General features: G+C 34.8%; 18 protein-coding genes and 2 pseudogenes. 13 read left to right on the top strand and 7 right to left on the bottom strand.

The features are described from left to right. Positions 1 to 7: 7 nt before the first annotated feature. Entirely contained in the window at positions 8 to 934 is a 927-nt protein-coding gene (locus tag NSS74_RS09775) for an aldo/keto reductase (protein WP_002127781.1), read from the bottom strand. 288 nt (positions 935 to 1,222) lie between these two features. Between NSS74_RS09775 and NSS74_RS09780 the strand changes: the two genes are divergently transcribed. The 7 genes and pseudogenes from NSS74_RS09780 to dltD all read left to right on the top strand — a co-directional run bounded on the left by NSS74_RS09780 (position 1,223) and on the right by dltD (position 7,576). Further along, the gene (locus NSS74_RS09780) at positions 1,223 to 1,579 is read left to right on the top strand and encodes an FtsB family cell division protein (protein WP_002085024.1); all 357 of its coding nucleotides are present in this window, start codon (positions 1,223 to 1,225) and stop codon (positions 1,577 to 1,579) included. Then, positions 1,518 to 1,794 (top strand): annotated as a pseudogene (locus NSS74_RS09785) (hypothetical protein). The gene NSS74_RS09780 and the pseudogene NSS74_RS09785 overlap by 62 nt, the downstream one beginning before the upstream one ends. Before the next feature lie 88 nt (positions 1,795 to 1,882). Then, positions 1,883 to 2,209: a DUF3870 domain-containing protein gene (locus NSS74_RS09790; protein ID WP_002012954.1), complete on the top strand. Its 327-nt coding sequence runs from the start codon at positions 1,883 to 1,885 to the stop codon at positions 2,207 to 2,209. 104 nt (positions 2,210 to 2,313) lie between these two features. Next, positions 2,314 to 3,375, top strand: a complete 1,062-nt coding sequence (locus NSS74_RS09795) for a dipeptide epimerase (RefSeq protein ID WP_198286134.1) — start codon at positions 2,314 to 2,316, stop codon at positions 3,373 to 3,375. Between the two features lie 39 nt (positions 3,376 to 3,414). Continuing rightward, positions 3,415 to 4,416 carry a C40 family peptidase gene (locus NSS74_RS09800; RefSeq protein WP_002142111.1) on the top strand — a complete coding sequence of 334 codons (1,002 nt, stop codon included), beginning with the start codon at positions 3,415 to 3,417 and terminating at the stop codon, positions 4,414 to 4,416. A 20-nt stretch (positions 4,417 to 4,436) separates the two neighbouring features. Further along, complete coding sequence (locus NSS74_RS09805; protein WP_340813470.1) at positions 4,437 to 6,059, top strand: peptide ABC transporter substrate-binding protein; 1,623 nt, start codon at positions 4,437 to 4,439, stop codon at positions 6,057 to 6,059. 335 nt (positions 6,060 to 6,394) lie between these two features. Continuing rightward, positions 6,395 to 7,576, top strand: coding sequence for a D-alanyl-lipoteichoic acid biosynthesis protein DltD (gene dltD / locus NSS74_RS09810; RefSeq protein WP_002142108.1), 1,182 nt, complete (start codon positions 6,395 to 6,397; stop codon positions 7,574 to 7,576). 47 nt (positions 7,577 to 7,623) lie between these two features. Here the strand turns inward: dltD and NSS74_RS09815 are convergent, their stop codons facing one another. Next, complete coding sequence (locus NSS74_RS09815; protein ID WP_002142107.1) at positions 7,624 to 7,848, bottom strand: hypothetical protein; 225 nt, start codon at positions 7,846 to 7,848, stop codon at positions 7,624 to 7,626. Between the two features lie 149 nt (positions 7,849 to 7,997). On the opposite strand from NSS74_RS09815, the pseudogene NSS74_RS09820 reads away from it, so the two are divergent. Next, positions 7,998 to 8,496 (top strand): annotated as a pseudogene (locus NSS74_RS09820) (DinB family protein). Between the two features lie 28 nt (positions 8,497 to 8,524). On the opposite strand, the gene NSS74_RS09825 reads toward NSS74_RS09820, so the two are convergent. Next, positions 8,525 to 9,130 (bottom strand): DedA family protein, encoded by a 606-nt coding sequence (locus NSS74_RS09825; RefSeq protein ID WP_002142104.1) that lies wholly within the window; start codon positions 9,128 to 9,130, stop codon positions 8,525 to 8,527. 282 nt (positions 9,131 to 9,412) lie between these two features. Between NSS74_RS09825 and NSS74_RS09830 the strand changes: the two genes are divergently transcribed. Then, entirely contained in the window at positions 9,413 to 10,528 is a 1,116-nt protein-coding gene (locus NSS74_RS09830) for an HD domain-containing protein (protein WP_002142103.1), read from the top strand. Positions 10,529 to 10,564: 36 nt separating this feature from the next. Next, a complete protein-coding gene (locus tag NSS74_RS09835; protein ID WP_002142101.1) occupies positions 10,565 to 11,062 on the top strand; it encodes a GNAT family N-acetyltransferase in 498 nt (165 codons plus the stop codon). Between the two features lie 35 nt (positions 11,063 to 11,097). Here NSS74_RS09835 and NSS74_RS09840 read toward each other — a convergent pair whose 3' ends face one another. Beyond that, the gene (locus tag NSS74_RS09840; protein ID WP_002032602.1) at positions 11,098 to 11,862 is read right to left on the bottom strand and encodes a DUF1836 domain-containing protein; all 765 of its coding nucleotides are present in this window, start codon (positions 11,860 to 11,862) and stop codon (positions 11,098 to 11,100) included. Positions 11,863 to 12,119: 257 nt separating this feature from the next. Here NSS74_RS09840 and NSS74_RS09845 point away from each other — a divergent pair, with 257 nt between their 5' ends. The 3 genes from NSS74_RS09845 (at position 12,120) to NSS74_RS09855 (ending at position 13,744) form a co-directional block, all read left to right on the top strand. After that, positions 12,120 to 12,569: a hypothetical protein gene (locus NSS74_RS09845; protein ID WP_002032604.1), complete on the top strand. Its 450-nt coding sequence runs from the start codon at positions 12,120 to 12,122 to the stop codon at positions 12,567 to 12,569. After that, positions 12,557 to 12,865: a YxcD family protein gene (locus NSS74_RS09850; protein WP_000447767.1), complete on the top strand. Its 309-nt coding sequence runs from the start codon at positions 12,557 to 12,559 to the stop codon at positions 12,863 to 12,865. Before NSS74_RS09845 ends, NSS74_RS09850 begins: the two co-directional genes overlap by 13 nt. Positions 12,866 to 13,021: 156 nt before the next feature. Beyond that, positions 13,022 to 13,744 (top strand): hypothetical protein, encoded by a 723-nt coding sequence (locus NSS74_RS09855; RefSeq protein WP_002142100.1) that lies wholly within the window; start codon positions 13,022 to 13,024, stop codon positions 13,742 to 13,744. A 69-nt stretch (positions 13,745 to 13,813) separates the two neighbouring features. Here the strand turns inward: NSS74_RS09855 and NSS74_RS09860 are convergent, their stop codons facing one another. From NSS74_RS09860 to NSS74_RS09870, 3 genes are read right to left on the bottom strand one after another with little or no spacing between them, the layout of a single operon-like run. Continuing rightward, the gene (locus NSS74_RS09860; RefSeq protein ID WP_002142098.1) at positions 13,814 to 15,058 is read right to left on the bottom strand and encodes an NAD(P)/FAD-dependent oxidoreductase; all 1,245 of its coding nucleotides are present in this window, start codon (positions 15,056 to 15,058) and stop codon (positions 13,814 to 13,816) included. Then, positions 15,055 to 15,387, bottom strand: a complete 333-nt coding sequence (locus tag NSS74_RS09865; protein ID WP_002142097.1) for a (2Fe-2S)-binding protein — start codon at positions 15,385 to 15,387, stop codon at positions 15,055 to 15,057. Before NSS74_RS09865 ends, NSS74_RS09860 begins: the two co-directional genes overlap by 4 nt. Next, a complete protein-coding gene (locus NSS74_RS09870) occupies positions 15,384 to 15,656 on the bottom strand; it encodes a (2Fe-2S)-binding protein (protein WP_002012972.1) in 273 nt (90 codons plus the stop codon). Before NSS74_RS09870 ends, NSS74_RS09865 begins: the two co-directional genes overlap by 4 nt. Positions 15,657 to 15,715: the final 59 nt, after the last annotated feature.

Here is a 15,715-nt window from a genome sequence, read left to right on the forward strand (position 1 = left end):
TCTTGTTTTATATTGACTGAATATGCGCTAATTCCTCATCTGTAAGAATCGGACGGATAGACGAGTCTGCATTTTCTTTCGCTTGTTTTTCTGTTTTTGCGCCAGGAATTGCGACCGATACCGCTGGATGAGTGAGGACATAACGAAGTGCAAGTTGCCCTAAGGTTTGATTTTCATTTGAGAGTAATCGTAGTTTCTCTACTTTTTGTAAATCTTCTTGAAACCACTTTTCTTTTGGCCATTCTTTGCGTAAATCTCCGTCAAGAAAAGTTGTTTTATTTGTAAATTTTCCAGTTAATATCCCCATTTTTAAAGGGCCGCGTATAACAGCTCCTAAATTGTTCTCCTGTAGGTAGGGCAGTATGTCGTTTTCTGGTTTTCGGTTTAATATGTTGTAATCAAGTTGCACAACATCAATTTCATTGTTTTTATTGAAGTGTTTTATATATTGTATGTCGTGAGTTGAAACACCAACAGCTCTTACTTTTCCGTCCCGTTTTAATATTTCAAATGCTCGTAAAAATGCTTCTGTTTCTTCTTGTTTATCCCACCAAATGTGACAGAAATAAACATCAATATAATCTGTTTCTAAGCGCAGTAAGCTAGTTTCAAATACTGCGATCACTTTTTCTGCAGTATTATAAACAGGCTCTCCACTTGGATCATAGTGATGCCCAATTAAACCGCCTTTCGTTGATAAAACGATATTATTACGGTGCTCTCTTATCGCTTGAGTTACTAACCTTTCACTATGTCCTAATCCGTATACATCAGCAGTATCAATAAAGTTTACGCCACATTCAATTGCTTTCTTCATAGCGGTTATAGATTGTTTGTCGTTAACAGGACCCCATTCATCGCCGCCAATCGCCCACGCTCCAAAGCCAATTTCAGAAACAGTAATTCCAGTTTTACCTAATGTACGGTAGTGCATCATTTTTCCTCCTTGTAAGCATGTTATAACATCGGTATGCAAAACTAGAATTTATATGTGTAAAAATGTTTTCTACAATTGGGGAAAAAGAATAACATAAACTACTATTTTATAGCAGCATAAATAAAAATTCTCATTTTAAATACAGAGATGTCGTCGAACGCTATCTCTAATTGGTTAATTTGTGAGATTTTTTTGTGAAGGAGGTTATTTTATAAGAATAGAATTTAAGTTAGTAAGAGATCGTGCCTATGGTAGTGAGAAAATATGGGTTAGGGGGATTTGAAAATGAGGAAACTCAAAAGAGTCAATGTTCCTAATATACCAGAGCAACTATCACAGCCTAACGACAAGCGAACTATAAATAAGAAGAAGTTAAGGCGTTTTATTTTCATGTTCATTTTTATTGCTGCGACTACTTTGTACGTTCAATATATTTTAACGAAACAACAAGAAGTAATTAATGGCAAAAAAAATACAATAACAAATCAAAAGAAACAATTAGTTTCTTTAAAGAAAGATCAAGGTTCTTTAAAGACTAACATTGAGAATTTAACCGATAATGAAGAAGAGATTTTAAAGTTTGCTAGAAAAGAGTATCAATTTTCTAAGTCAAACGAAACAATATTCGTATTGCCAAAGTGAAGTGGTGGAACAGTTAGCGATAGCTAACTGTTTTTTTGATGTATGAGGGAAAAGTTGTTTGTAGTGTGAATGTCATGGTACAAGGAGCAATGACATATTGTAAAAATGAGAAGTTTGAGCCAATTTTAATTGTTTTAAGAGATTTTCATAATTATGGAATATATGTCAAAATAAATATTGTTAAAATTCTGTCAATTGTATATAATACAAAGTAAGCGGATACATTTTTTAATCAACGTTGAGTTAACAGCTTATACGTCTGTTAAGAAAACCGTTATCCTCGTATAAGAAAGGAAGATAGCTGTGTACGCTTCAAATACAATTTACGTCGTAGGGGATGCGAAAGCACCTCAAAATAATCCCATTACCGAAAAGTTCAAAAGTTATTTTGTAGCATTTGTACTTGAGAAGGATACAGGGGAAATTGTAGATGCAGATTGCTCAGCCACAATTGCATTAACATCTCAATTTGTTAAATATTTGTTTCTACATAAAAATATTAATGACCCAGCATTAGTAACAGAAATAAAAAATCGGTACTTCGGTTCGTCTCAAAAGGCGCTACTTGTAGCGCTAAAGGATGCACAGAAAAAATATAATCAGATCGCTGCTTTGTCTACCCATTCATAGACAAAATCCAGCCGTAAGAATCTTCTTATGGCTGGATTTTTTTGTTTCGTATTAACGGAAAAGCCACCCGGATATTAAAGTATCACTCTATAAACAATGAAAGGATGAACAAAATGAAAATTACCGATGTGAAGGTAAACCGCCGACATGTAAAGCTTCATACACCGTTTAAAACTGCGCTTCGCACTGTAACGGAAATCGAAAGTATAGATGTGTTTATTCATACAGATGAAGGGATTGTTGGAAAAGGAGCTGCTGCAGCAACACCGGTTATTACAGGTGATTTTGCCAACGGGATTGAGGAAGCAATATTAGGGCCAATTCGATCCGTATTAGTTGATAAAGATGTGCTGCAATTTCAAACGTTATTGTTACACATTCAAATGAGCTGTATAGGAAATACAAGTGCGAAAGCGGCGGTAGATATGGCTTTATACGATGTATATTGTCGATTTCACAACATACCGTTATATGCATTGTTAGGTGGGAAGAAAGAGATTCATACTGATATTACGGTAAGTGTGGATGAGCCTTTATTAATGGCAAAAGAAGCGAAAAAGCATATCGAAAAGGGATTCCAAACATTAAAAATTAAGGTGGGTAAAGAGGCACATTTAGATTTAGAACGCATAGAGGCAATTCGAAATGTAGTACCAAAGAATACGACGTTACGTTTAGATGCAAATCAAGGATGGAAACCGAAAGAAGCGGTTTCTATTATTAGAGAAATGGAGAATAGAAATTTAAATATAGAATTTGTAGAACAACCAGTTCATGCGAAAGATTGGGAAGGATTAAAGTACGTGAAGGACAATGTACAAACGCCTATTATGGCAGATGAAAGTATGTTTTCGGCAAGCGATGCATTAAAGATTGTCCAAGGAGGATATGCAGACCTACTTAATATTAAATTAATGAAATGCGGCGGCATACGAGAAGCATGGAAAATTGCAGATATTGCGGAAGCAGCAGGTGTGAAATGTATGGTTGGAAGTATGATGGAACCTTCACTTTCAGTTAGCGCTGTTGCCCATTTAGCTGCGGCACATCCGAATATTCATTACTTTGATCTTGATGCACCGTTATGGTTAGTAGAAGAGCCAGAAGGGATGACTTACACTGGTCCAGAGGTAAACCTACATTCTATAGTGAATATACAATCTTAGAAGTAGTACCTAGTAAACTATCTTATAAGGGGGATATATATGAAAAAAGTAGGAACTGCATTTTTAACAACTTTATTTATATTTTCATCGTTTACTTCGGTGAATGCTGAAGAGAAGAAGGATAGTAAAGCATTTATAGATGTATCTGCTGCAACGTTATGGACTGCACCAGATTCATTACGACCAATTGATGCACCGAGTGCGACAAATCCAGTTGATTTATGGAAGTGGACGAAATCAATGACGCTAGATGAGAAGCTTTGGTTAACGAGTGCAAATAAATTAGAAACGCAAGCGCTACTCGGTCAAGAAGTAACGGTTGTTGATAAGAAAGGTGACTGGGTGAAAGTGTTAGTCCACGGTCAGCCAACACCAAGAAACGAAGTAGGTTACCCGGGATGGATGCTCGAAAAACAATTAACGTATAATCAGGAATTTGCAGATAAAACAAACGAAGCTTTTGTATTAGTAACGAAACCGACAGCAATTGTATATATTAACCCTTCTGAAAAACATAAATCGCTTGAAGTCAGTTATAATACGCGTTTACCGCTATTAAGTGAAGATACGATCTCATACCGCGTATTGTTGCCAAATGGTCAGAAGGCGTGGCTACGGAAAAATGATGGAACTGTTTACCATTCTCAAAATGATATTCCGACTCCAACCGCTGATGACTTAATAAACACCGGAAAAATGTTTTTAGGATTACCGTATATATGGGCTGGTACAAGTGGATTCGGATTTGATTGCTCTGGATTTACACATACGATTTATAAATCACATGGTATTACAATACCGAGGGATTCTGGTCCACAATCAAAAGCAGGAATTGCGGTTGATAAAGAAAACCTACAAAAGGGCGATTTAATATTCTTTGCACATAATCAAGGAAAAGGTAGTGTTCATCACGTTGCCATGTATATTGGTGATGGAAATATGATTCACTCACCAAAGGCTGAAAGATCGGTAGAAATTATACCGCTAAATACACCAGGATATATAGAAGAATACGCTGGTGCTCGTCGTTACTTACCTTAAAAAAGATAGGGGGGCTTTATATGAAAAAGGTTGTTCGCTACTCATTAGTTAGTACTCTACTTGTATCTTCATTTTTAGTAGGCTGTGCTAAAGAAAAAACAGCTACAAAGCCGAAAGCTGAGAAGAAAGTATTACAACTACTAGAAACGGGTGAAATTCCATCATTAAATTCAGGGAAAGTAACAGATGCGGTATCATTTAACGTTTTGAATAACGTAATGGAAGGGTTATTCCGTTTATCGAAAAATGATGAAGTGATTCAAGCGGGAGCACAAAAATATGAAGTGAGTAAAGATGGTAAGACATATACATTCCACTTACGTGATGCGAAATGGTCTAACGGAGATCCAGTAACAGCTCATGATTACGTATATGCTTGGAAGCAACTTATAAATCCAGATACAGCCTCTCAATATGCATATATCGCGTACGATGTGAAAAATGCGGAGAAGATAAATAAGAAACAATTAGGCTTAGAAGAATTAGGTGTGAAAGCAAAGGATGATAAAACGTTCATTGTAGAGCTGGAACATCCTGTACCGTATTTTACGAAACTACTCATTTTACCATCTTTCTATCCAATTAATGAAAAATATGCGAAGGAGCAAGGTGATAAATACGGGTTAGAGGCAAATAAAGCGATATATAATGGGCCGTTTACATTATCAGAGTGGAAGCACGAAGCGAGCTTTACAATGAAGAAAAACGATAAATATTGGGATAAAAAAGAAGTGAAGTTAGATGAAGTAAACTATCAAATTGTTAAAGAAATTTCAACTGCGGTAAATTTATATGAGACAGATAAAGTTGATAGAGCTGTCATTTCAACAGAATTCGTAGATAAATATAAAAATAATAAAGAGTTGAAACAATATACAGATCCGGTTATGTATTTCTTCCGTTTCAATGAAAATGTACCGATTCTTAAAAATAAAAATGCACGTCTTGCGCTAAGTACAGTGTTTGATAAAAAGGGCTTGGCGACATCATTTTTAAATGACGGATCAGTTGCGGCGAACTACTACGTACCAAAAGGATTCTTAAAAGGACCAGATAAGAAAGATTTTAGAAGTACAGCAGGCGAGTTTAATAAGACGGATGTAAAACAGGCAAAGGAATATTGGGAAAAGGCGAAGCAAGAGACAGGCACAAATGAAGTGACGTTAGAACTATTAAACTATGACTTAGAGAACTTTAAAAAAGTAGGCGAATATATTAAAGAACAGCTTGAGAAAAACTTACCAGGGCTAAAAGTAAATGTGAAATTACAACCACATACGCAAAAACTAGCATTAGAGAAGAAAAAAGAATACGAAATGTCGTTATCACGCTGGTTACCTGATTATCCAGATCCAATGACATACTTAGAAGTTTTCCTTTCGGGAAGTACCGTAAATAATACAGGATATGCAAATCCAGAGTATGATGCGTTAATTAAGAAGATTAAAACAGAATTAGGTAATGATGAAAAAGCTCGTTGGAAAGCACTGCAAGGTGCGGAAAAAGTGCTCCTTGATGATGCGGTAATTGCACCAGTATTCCAGCGCGGTCTTTCTTACTTACAAAAACCATATGTGAAAGAATTATATGTACATCAATTCGGTCCAGCTACAAGTTTAAAATGGGCAGATGTACAAAAATAAAGTGATGGAGAAACAGACTTCACGTATGTGATAGTCTGTTTTTTCTTATAGCTTCAAATGAATTATAGACATTTTATAAGTTTTTTCATCACTTAAAAATAAAATTATTACATAAATTCCAGTGTGAAATTTATGTAGAATCTTGTATAATTAACATGTTTCTTTGGAAGCATTTTCTTGCGCTATTTGTATAGGACTTAATAGAGTAAGGGAGGAAATACATACATGTATATAATAGATAAATAGAATGGGACATGTATAGAAAAAAGGAGAAAAATGATGACGTGTCATAAACAAGGGTTACAATTTATTCGTAATAGAAAGAGGAACAACCGATGAAGATGAAGCATGCTTTTGGTCCAATTATTTTAGCGTGTCTACTCTTTTTCATTGTATTGCTTATTCCATCTAAGAGTTTAGTATCACTAATAAGCGATAAAAAAATAGAAGATGCAGCAACTTCCTTACAAAAAGAGAAATTACAAAGTGTTTTCTTGCAACAGAAAATGTTAGAGAATTCGCAGTATTTACCGATGTATGGTTCATCAGAGTTTTTACGAATGGATGCATATCATCCATCTAACTATTTTAAAGTAAATCCAGCAGGTTTTACCCCATTTTTAATAGGGACTGGTGGTACGCAAAGCTTGGCTCATATATTAAATATGACGTCTACAATGGATGAATTAGAAGATAAAAAGGTAGTCTTTGTTCTTTCACCACAATGGTTTACAAAAACCGGTGTATCACAAGGGGATTTTACAAATAATTTCTCCAAACAACAAGCCTATCACTTTATTTTTAATGACGAAATAAAGCCTGAAATGAAGAAAAAAATCGCGAAACGTTTACTAGATTATAAAGTTGTTCGTAAGGATGCGATATTAAATAGTTCGCTAGAAAGTATTGTATATAACGATACAAAACATAACATAAAAGCCGGACTAGCTAAACCGCTAGCGTATATGTACCGGAACATTTTAGATCATCGAGATTTATTTAACTCTCTATTTAAGATCGAACCGATGAAAGAGGAAACAAATATGGGATTACGTTCGCTTTCTTGGGAAGATGCACGTAAACATGCGGAACAAGAAGGTAAAGTAGGATCCACAACAAATACATTCGGAATTGAAAATCCATATTATTATAAACATAATTTAAAGAAAAAATTAAAAGGTTTAAAAAACTTTAGAGCAAATGAATCGTATGATGATTCACCAGAATATGATGACTTACAAATTGTTTTAGATCTTTTCAAAGAAAAAAATGTAAAACCACTCTTTATTTCTGTGCCTGTAAACGGACCGTGGTATGATTACGCTGGTTTCCCAAAAGAGCGTCGTGATGTGTATTACAATAAGGTTCGCGATCAAGTCGAGAAAGCAGGATACCCAGTAGTCGATTTTTCTAGCCATGAATATGATAAGTATTTCTTAAAAGATACAATTCATTTAGGCTGGAAAGGATGGATCTATTTTGATGAAGCAGTGCAGAAGTTTTACTCTGAAAAATAATGCATAAACAATAGAAACAGGAATGGCAATAAAGCCGTTCCTGTTTTTTAGTATAGAGGATTTTGGTGTGGGCAATTTGGAAAGGCGTGTATATCTTGAATTTGTCTAAAGTCATAATGTTTCATGGCGAACTGGGCTTGGTAGAGATATTCATAAACATATAATTGACCATCATGTGCAGAACATAATACCCCAGAAGCTCCTTGCCCATTAACGAAGGAGATGCCGATAGGGCGTCCGATTAAGTATGGTATTTTTTGATGCCAGTGCATAGGGGAATCAATCCTTTTTGAGTTACTATACGTATTTTATGGTGGAATTGTTGCTTATCCATGTAAATCTTAGACTGGAGGGGTTTTTATGTAATGTCTAGAAGTTATATATGAATCGATTATTAGTGTGAAAGAGGAAGGAATGAATTATGGAGAAAGAAAGTATTCTAGAAAAAAAGTTAAGTCTAATAGATTGGTGCCAAACGTTGAAGTATGTAACTAAAATGATGTATGGTTAAACCTTTTAGAAAAGGTTCATGGGGAACCGCGGATGTGATTTCACATTTAATCGTTTGGGATGAGTTTTTAATGAAGTTTAGAATTCCATACTTTATAAGCGGACAATCTGTACCCAATGTTCCAACAGATGTTGAGGAAATGAATAAGGGTGCAATAAAATATGCAAGGTCTGGTATTTCAAAAGAAGAACTAATAGATCAATTTAGCTTTACTCGTAAACAATTAGTAGACCAAATTGAGCGAATTCCTGCTCGTAATTTTAATAATGACTATCAATTTGGTGCAAAAAAAGTGAGGTTAAATAATTATTTTTCATCACTTATCGAGCATGACTTAAAGCATAAAAAAGAAATAATACAATTTCTAATACATGATCAAGCCGATAATAAAAACCGCTATAATTCTTAATGAATTTATAGCGGTTTTTATTATAATCTTAAGCAAGATTTTTACGTTTTTTTGTCCATTTTTTTATTACGAAATATAAAAGTATAAGTACAATGCCACCGATAGCGAACGATTTCACATACGGTCCAGCAATATCGTTAATATTCTCCCAATTTTCACCTAGTTTCTCACCTAAATAAATGAAAATGATAGACCAAGGGATGATCGCAAGTGCTGTTAATGTAGTGAAACGTAGTAATGGCATTTTTGTAATACCAGCAGGAATTGATATCGCATGACGAACGATAGGAATGAAACGTGCAGTGAAAATTACGCCAGTTCCGTAACGATTAAACCAATCTTCAGCAGCATCCATTTGTTTTTTATGTATGAAAATATACTTACCGTAACGTTCTAATACAGGGCGACCACCATATCGACCAATCCAGTAAACAAAGATTTGGGCAATAACACCACCAATTGTACCGAATATAACTGCGCCTACAAATGAGATACTACCATTGAATACTAAGTATCCCGCATAAGCAAGGACAATCTCACTTGGAATAATTTCAATCATAAGTCCAAGCATTATGCCCCAATAACCTAATCCCTCAAAAAATGTTAATACTGAATGAATAAAACTACTTAACATTGTTGCACCTTCTAATTTATGAATTTTGAATATAAGCCCCTTTATTTAATAACATAAAAGGTTCACTATATGTAGATTATACCTTATTCATATAGGGGATTGCCATTTCAATTCTTTTATGTCTCTCATAAGTATTATAGTAAAGGATATAAGCCATGTTTTCATGAAGAGATAATGAAAAGATTATTAAAAATTTCTCATATTTAAAGAGAATGAAAGGATTAGTAGACTGAAAATTTTGTATAATGATGTAAGTGTTGAATTTACAAAGGGGGAGAAGTTATGCGTTTTACAGATCCTATTTACGGATCAATTACTATTCAAGATAGAGATATTATACGATTGATCGATACTAAAGCGTTTCGAAGGTTGGCCCATATTAAACAACAAGGACATACATATTTTTTACACGAGAACGCAATACATACGAGGAACGAACATTCAATAGGTGTATATGTACTAGTTAATAAAGTGATAGAACATCTTACGGAGATTGGTGACATTCATTTGTCAGAATATGAGCGAAAGTTAGTATCTACTGTAGCCCTTCTACACGATGTTGGACACGGTCCATATTCGCATTGCTTTCAGAAAATATCTGGAGAGGATCACGGGGATTGGACTGTTCGAATTATTCAAGAGGATGATGAAATACGCACAATTTTAAATAAGACTTCCGGATTATTAGAAGATGTAACGAAAGGTTTATCAGAAGATGGAGTTTTTCCGATTATAGATGAGCTATTATTTAATTCACTAGGAATGGATCAATTAGATTTTTGGAATAGAGATTTATATTATTCATCGCTTGAGTTAGAAGGTATTGAGATAAAAGAACTAATTGCCAGTATGCGTTTTATAGATGGAAAGCTTGTTATTGAAGAAACGGGAATACCTTTTATTGAACAGCTAATTAAGATGAAAAAAGAGCTTTATAATAATGGGTTTGGTCATCCGTTTGTAGTAGGTAAAGATTTATTGTTACAAAGCATTTTTAAAAAGATAGAAGAGAAAAAACTGTCGTTTTATACTCTGGAGTTACAAAATTTCTTTCGTAAAGTAGAGAAATTAGAAGTGAAGGGCTTTCTTCCATTGCAGGATGAAATGATTGCTAATGAAATAAAGTACCTTGCAAAATCAAATCATTTAGAAATAGCATCATTAATTCAGCTTTATTCTTCAACATCCAAAAGCTTAGCATTTGAAAAAGGGCTAGAAGGTGATTTTAACGAAGAAAATAACAAATTAGCGATAATAACTGAGAAAAAGGCTTACAGTTCATATGTAGGTGGTATTTATGTTTATAGAAATGGTCAGTTAGAAGATATAATAGAACGATCATTTTACATTCGGGACATTGTGAATTTGCCAAAAAAAGAATATGCGTATTCAATTTAATTGACCAAGTAATTCGAAATTGGATGGGGTGAAAATATGTATTGGCATGAGCGTTTATTAGAAATGGATGACTTACCAATTATATTAGAGTGGTATAATGACGAAGAATTACATAACATAGCGGACGTGAAACTATTCAAACGATATACAATAGAAGAACTTCAAAAGTATTGGACAGAAAAACTGTCTCGATCTTATGCAAGTTATCATGTGATCGTAGTAGAGGATGAAGTAATAGGGAGAGTTGGATTAAAAAAGAAGAGAAATGACGATATATATGTGATGGAGTACTCAATATTGATTGGCGTCTCAAATTTATATTCAAAAGGGCTTGGAACAGAGATTACAAATTATTTTATCGCTAAATCATTTTTAGACCCTGATATACAAGCGGTTGTATTGCAAGTTAGGGAAGATAATAAGAGGGCAATGCGATGCTATGAGAAAGCAGGGTTCAAAAAAATTGAATCATATGTAGAGAATCAGTTGAAAATGTATGAGATGCAAAGAGTTAAGGAGTGCAAAATAGTATAGAAATTAAAAAATAGGAGCAAATCTGCTCCTATTTTTTACGGTTTCACTTCTAAATTTTGTAAAAATAATGTTGCTGTTACGTAACGTTTCGCTAACATTTGTACATATGCGGTATGTACAGAAAGGGTGGCGATAATAATGGCGTTACGAATTGCTTCGCGTTGTTCGTTATTAATTTGATCGAACTTACTTGCTATTTTATCAGCTCTTTCTTTCACGATATTTTCAATTGTATGGATTGTGTCTGTTGCATTTAATTGTAAGCAATTCCCTTGATTGAGTTCTTCAAATAGAGAAGAGTATGCTCCGTACAAATGAACAGGATTGATTAAGTCATCACTTCGATCGGCTGGGTCATTTACGATAAGACGTAATAGCTTACGAATAGATTCAAAATCAAGCGCTGTTTTTAAATCTTCGACAATGAATAGTAATGCTGCTTGTTCGATTGAGTATTTTTTCCCTTTTTGAGGGGAGCCAATCATTTCTTTTATATCTCGTTTCACCCAGTTTTGCATAGCAGTTACAGAGAAACTCGTGTTTTCAATCTGATTGCCAAGCGCAACTATTTCATTTAAAGAAAAACCGACATCCGTATCGTCAATCTTAATCAATTTTTCAAAAATAGGTGAAAGTGCGGTTGTAATAAAAGCAGTAACGCTTTGTCCGCTTTCAATATCTTTTTTATGTGACTTTGCCCAAGCTTCTTGTAAAATGCCGAGAGGCTTCTTCGTATTCCATCCTCTTAGTGATAGAAGGAGCGTTGCCATTTCGTTTCGTGTGAGATGAAATGTTTCCATCTTTTCACCTCCAAAATTATAAAAAGTTCTTATGAACTTATAATATGTTTTGTTTCATTTAAAGTCAATTCCGTTTTGCTTAATTTTTCCTATGTCATGAAATTGTCGTAAGTAAATAATGCTTGCATATTTCGACAAAAGTTCATATAATAAGTTCATAAGAACCTTTAAAATGGTTTTAAAACAAATCTATCATTCTGAATTTACTAGAAAGGTAGATTTCACATATATCTATATAAAAGGAGAATGGATATAATATGTTGAAAAAACTTGTAGCAGTAATGACAGCATTCATGGTTATCTTTGGGGCTAGTAGCTTTATGTTCGTAGATCATGCGGCAGCGAAAAGTTACAAATCTGGTAAAAAATCATATACACCAAGTTCAGGTCAAAAGTCAAAAGTTGATTTAAACAAAAAAGATTCTAATGTGAATTCACAAAAAACGACAACTGATTCAAAAACAAAAGCAACAAACACAGCGCCAAAAAGTAATAAAGGTGGCTTTATGAAAGGCTTATTACTAGGTGGTCTTGGTGGTTTACTAATGGGTAGCTTATTTGCAAATATGGGAGCACTTGGTTCTGTATTAGCGTTTATGGTAAATATGTTAGTAATGGCTGGTATCGTAATGTTAGCAGTTCGTGCATTTAAATACTTCAAAGATCAACGTAAGAAAAAGGCAGATGAAGTAGCATGGAAACAATAAAAATTTCTGAACAAGAACTTATAAATGCGCTTTGCGTATATATCGCTGAAAAAAGACAAGTTGGTCCAGAAGAAGTTTCAGTTGAACTAATGTATGATGATGACTACGGTTTCTCTGCAGAAGTAGAGGTAAATGGTCGCCAGCAAATTTTAATTCAAGCAAACTTAATCGAAGCACTACGCTTGTTGCTTGATCGAGAATACAACGTCAATTCATTTGCAGCAAGATTGCAACTTGAATTAGATGATGAAGAAGGCATCTACGCATTAGCGAAATTTAATAATAATGAACAATAAAACTGTTAGAGCTGTATGCTCTAACAGTTTTTTATTTGGATTAATATTGTTAGTATGTTTCCTCTTTTGGGATAAAATCCAATTATTAATAAACTAATGAATTGGTAAAAACATGTTATTATAATCAAGAATATTTTATGTTAATAGGAGGATATAATGAAAAATAAATTATTAGTAGCATTAGCTACGGTTTGTTTATCTTTAACTGCTTGCAATTCAACAGAACAAACGAAAGATGTACAAGCGAACGAAAAGAAAGATAATAATGTGGAACAACAAACTGGAACTACTAGTCCGAAAGCTAAAGAAATAACAGAAAAAAGTACAGTGGAGAGATTATCTCAAGATCATAATGTGTCATTAGAAGGTGATGGTGAGAATTCTTCTGACTTTTTTGAATTGAAATCTGGATTTGTCATTGCTGAGGTAGAACATACAGGAGAAAGTAATGCGATTCTTGAGTTGAAAGACGAACAAGGTAATGACGCTGGTTCACTTTCAAATTTTATTGGTAATGGAAAAGAAAAAAGGTTAGTTCTCATAAAAAAGAGCGGTAAATATTTCATTAATCCTACAGCGGATGGTCATTGGAAAGTTAATATGTCACAGTCTATTTCAATGGATAAAGTAATAACAACTCCGGGAACAATTAGTGGCCATGGATCTGATGCTGTTTTTGTAAAACTTGAAAAAGGCTTGAAAGAGTTACATGGTGTACATATGAACGGTGAAAGTAATTTTATTGTTGAATTAAATGATAGTATAGTATTTAATGAAATTGGTGCAGCTGATACAACGAAAAAAATGCCTGTAAAAGAAAACGGTATACATATATTCACTATTCAAGCAGATGGTGATTGGACAATTGAAGTGAAATAATTTGAAAAGCTCCTCTTATTGTTGTTGATAAGGGGAGCTTTTTGTTATAAAAAGTGTAGTATAAGTATATTAAATAATTTCTTGTTGCTTATATGAAGTATCTTTTTTAGAATGAAAATCACGCCAAAGTTCATTCATCTTCCGTCTACCAACATCAACCATCGGATTAAACTGAATCGCAGCTTGTTGACGCACAGTGTGGACATTTTGAATTGCTTGTTGCAAGTGTTGTTCAACCGAATTGGATGCTTGAATTGCTTGCTTCACGATTGAATATCCAGCGACAGTACCTTGTGCCATTGCGATTTTACCACTTTCAATTCCGGTAATATTTCCAGCTACAAATAAACCTGGAAGAGGGGTTTCCATTTCTTCTGAATGAAGTGGAACATGTCCGCCTAATTCTGGAATGTAATGGAAAGGGCATCCTGCTACAGCGGCAAGCTCAGCAAGCGGATATAAACCTCCGGCTATACAAACGAAGTCAGCCTCATATATCTTTTCTGATCCATTAATAATATTTCCTTTAGAATCAATGTTAGCAACACGAACACCTTCAACTTGTTCCGCTCCGATAATCTCAAGTGCAGCTTTACGAAGATGAAGCGGCGTCCCGTTTATTTTCATGCCGCTATTTGGATAAAATGTTAATCCAGCTTTTCGAATCCAATCATATTTCATAAAACGGCTACCTATACGTAGGAAGGGAGATGGGGCGAGGTGAGCCGCATTTAAGAGTGAGTTTAAAACTTCTTCTGGTTCACCGGCCTTTTGGCTTAATTCGCTTTTTTCAGGGAGTACAATATGATCCACTGTGATTCCAGCTAATTGCAATTCGTTTAAAATGGCGAATGACAAAATATTAGCACCGATAATGATTCCTTTTTTACCAACTTGAACGCGGTGAACATTTGTCATAACTTGAGCTGCTCCAATTGACATAACTCCTGGAAGTGTCCATCCAGGAAGGGGAATGGAATACTCAGCAGCCCCAGTAGCAATTAGTACGAACGGTGCTTCTAGCGTCCCGATATTTGTATGCACGAACCAAGACCTCTCATCTTCATCTAAGTTATATACGGAAACACCGCACCGAATATCGACTGAAAGGGATTTTGCTTCTTCATGAAGGCGCTTTGATTCTTCTATTCCGTTCCACCATTCCCCAGTAGGCTCTTGATGCAACTGACCTAACAATCTCCCGCCCGGATTCATAAATTCATCAATAACAAGTACGTTAAGTCCAAAATGGGCACAAGAGATAGACGCTGATAATCCTGCTGGTCCTGCGCCAATAATAATTACATCGATCATCGCTTTTTCACCATCTCTCTCACGATATTCGGATGCTGTTTTCCACTTTCAACAACCATATTGTCTTCTACAACTGTTAAGCATGCTCGTACGTTCGATTGATTATTTACTGTCACGCGGCATTCTGAACAATGCCCGATATTACAATAAATACCTCGTGGTGTCCCGCTATCTTCATGGACCCTTAAAGTTCGTATTCCGTTTGCTAGCAAGGCAGCAGCTATCGTTTCGTGTTCATAAGCTTCGTATTGTTGACCGTTAAATTGAAAAGTGATGCGTTCACTATTATTTAAACTACCTAAAATAGGGTGATGTGTAATTCTACTCATTGATTGTCACCTACCGCTCCAAAAGTAACAGCACGCACTGGCGGTTGATATTTTAATGGAATTTCATTTTGGGATATGTTAGGATTCGCATTTTCTACCATTCGTTCTATCGTCATTCTACATGTTCTACCGCCGCAAAAACCCATACCAGCACGTGTTCTTAGTTTTAGCTCACGAGCTGAGCAATTATATTCAGCAATTGTCGATTGAAGTTGTCCGTATGTAACTTCTTCACAACGACAAACAATTAAGTTCTCTTTATTCGTCATATGTATTCCTCCTCTAGTTCGGTTTGCACAAATTATTATGCAAAAACTATGCCAATACA

Origin of the sequence: Bacillus sp. FSL E2-8868 (genome assembly GCF_038005505.1) — a bacterium.
In the GTDB taxonomy this organism is placed as follows: domain Bacteria; phylum Bacillota; class Bacilli; order Bacillales; family Bacillaceae_G; genus Bacillus_A; species Bacillus_A mycoides.

Excerpts from the sequence above, each read along its gene's own strand:
- dltD (WP_002142108.1), top strand. The coding sequence starts at position 6,395 with ATGAAGATGAAGCATGCTTTTGGTCCAATTATTTTAGCGTGTCTACTC.
- NSS74_RS09825 (WP_002142104.1), bottom strand. The coding sequence starts at position 9,130 with ATGTTAAGTAGTTTTATTCATTCAGTATTAACATTTTTTGAGGGATTA.
- NSS74_RS09780 (WP_002085024.1), top strand. The coding sequence starts at position 1,223 with ATGAGGAAACTCAAAAGAGTCAATGTTCCTAATATACCAGAGCAACTA.
- NSS74_RS09775 (WP_002127781.1), bottom strand. The coding sequence starts at position 934 with ATGCACTACCGTACATTAGGTAAAACTGGAATTACTGTTTCTGAAATT.
- NSS74_RS09845 (WP_002032604.1), top strand. The coding sequence starts at position 12,120 with ATGTTGAAAAAACTTGTAGCAGTAATGACAGCATTCATGGTTATCTTT.
- NSS74_RS09805 (WP_340813470.1), top strand. The coding sequence starts at position 4,437 with ATGAAAAAGGTTGTTCGCTACTCATTAGTTAGTACTCTACTTGTATCT.
- NSS74_RS09840 (WP_002032602.1), bottom strand. The coding sequence starts at position 11,862 with ATGGAAACATTTCATCTCACACGAAACGAAATGGCAACGCTCCTTCTA.
- NSS74_RS09795 (WP_198286134.1), top strand. The coding sequence starts at position 2,314 with ATGAACAAAATGAAAATTACCGATGTGAAGGTAAACCGCCGACATGTA.
- NSS74_RS09800 (WP_002142111.1), top strand. The coding sequence starts at position 3,415 with ATGAAAAAAGTAGGAACTGCATTTTTAACAACTTTATTTATATTTTCA.
- NSS74_RS09815 (WP_002142107.1), bottom strand. The coding sequence starts at position 7,848 with ATGCACTGGCATCAAAAAATACCATACTTAATCGGACGCCCTATCGGC.
- NSS74_RS09865 (WP_002142097.1), bottom strand. The coding sequence starts at position 15,387 with ATGAGTAGAATTACACATCACCCTATTTTAGGTAGTTTAAATAATAGT.
- NSS74_RS09830 (WP_002142103.1), top strand. The coding sequence starts at position 9,413 with ATGCGTTTTACAGATCCTATTTACGGATCAATTACTATTCAAGATAGA.
- NSS74_RS09835 (WP_002142101.1), top strand. The coding sequence starts at position 10,565 with ATGTATTGGCATGAGCGTTTATTAGAAATGGATGACTTACCAATTATA.
- NSS74_RS09870 (WP_002012972.1), bottom strand. The coding sequence starts at position 15,656 with ATGACGAATAAAGAGAACTTAATTGTTTGTCGTTGTGAAGAAGTTACA.
- NSS74_RS09860 (WP_002142098.1), bottom strand. The coding sequence starts at position 15,058 with ATGATCGATGTAATTATTATTGGCGCAGGACCAGCAGGATTATCAGCG.
- NSS74_RS09855 (WP_002142100.1), top strand. The coding sequence starts at position 13,022 with ATGAAAAATAAATTATTAGTAGCATTAGCTACGGTTTGTTTATCTTTA.
- NSS74_RS09850 (WP_000447767.1), top strand. The coding sequence starts at position 12,557 with ATGGAAACAATAAAAATTTCTGAACAAGAACTTATAAATGCGCTTTGC.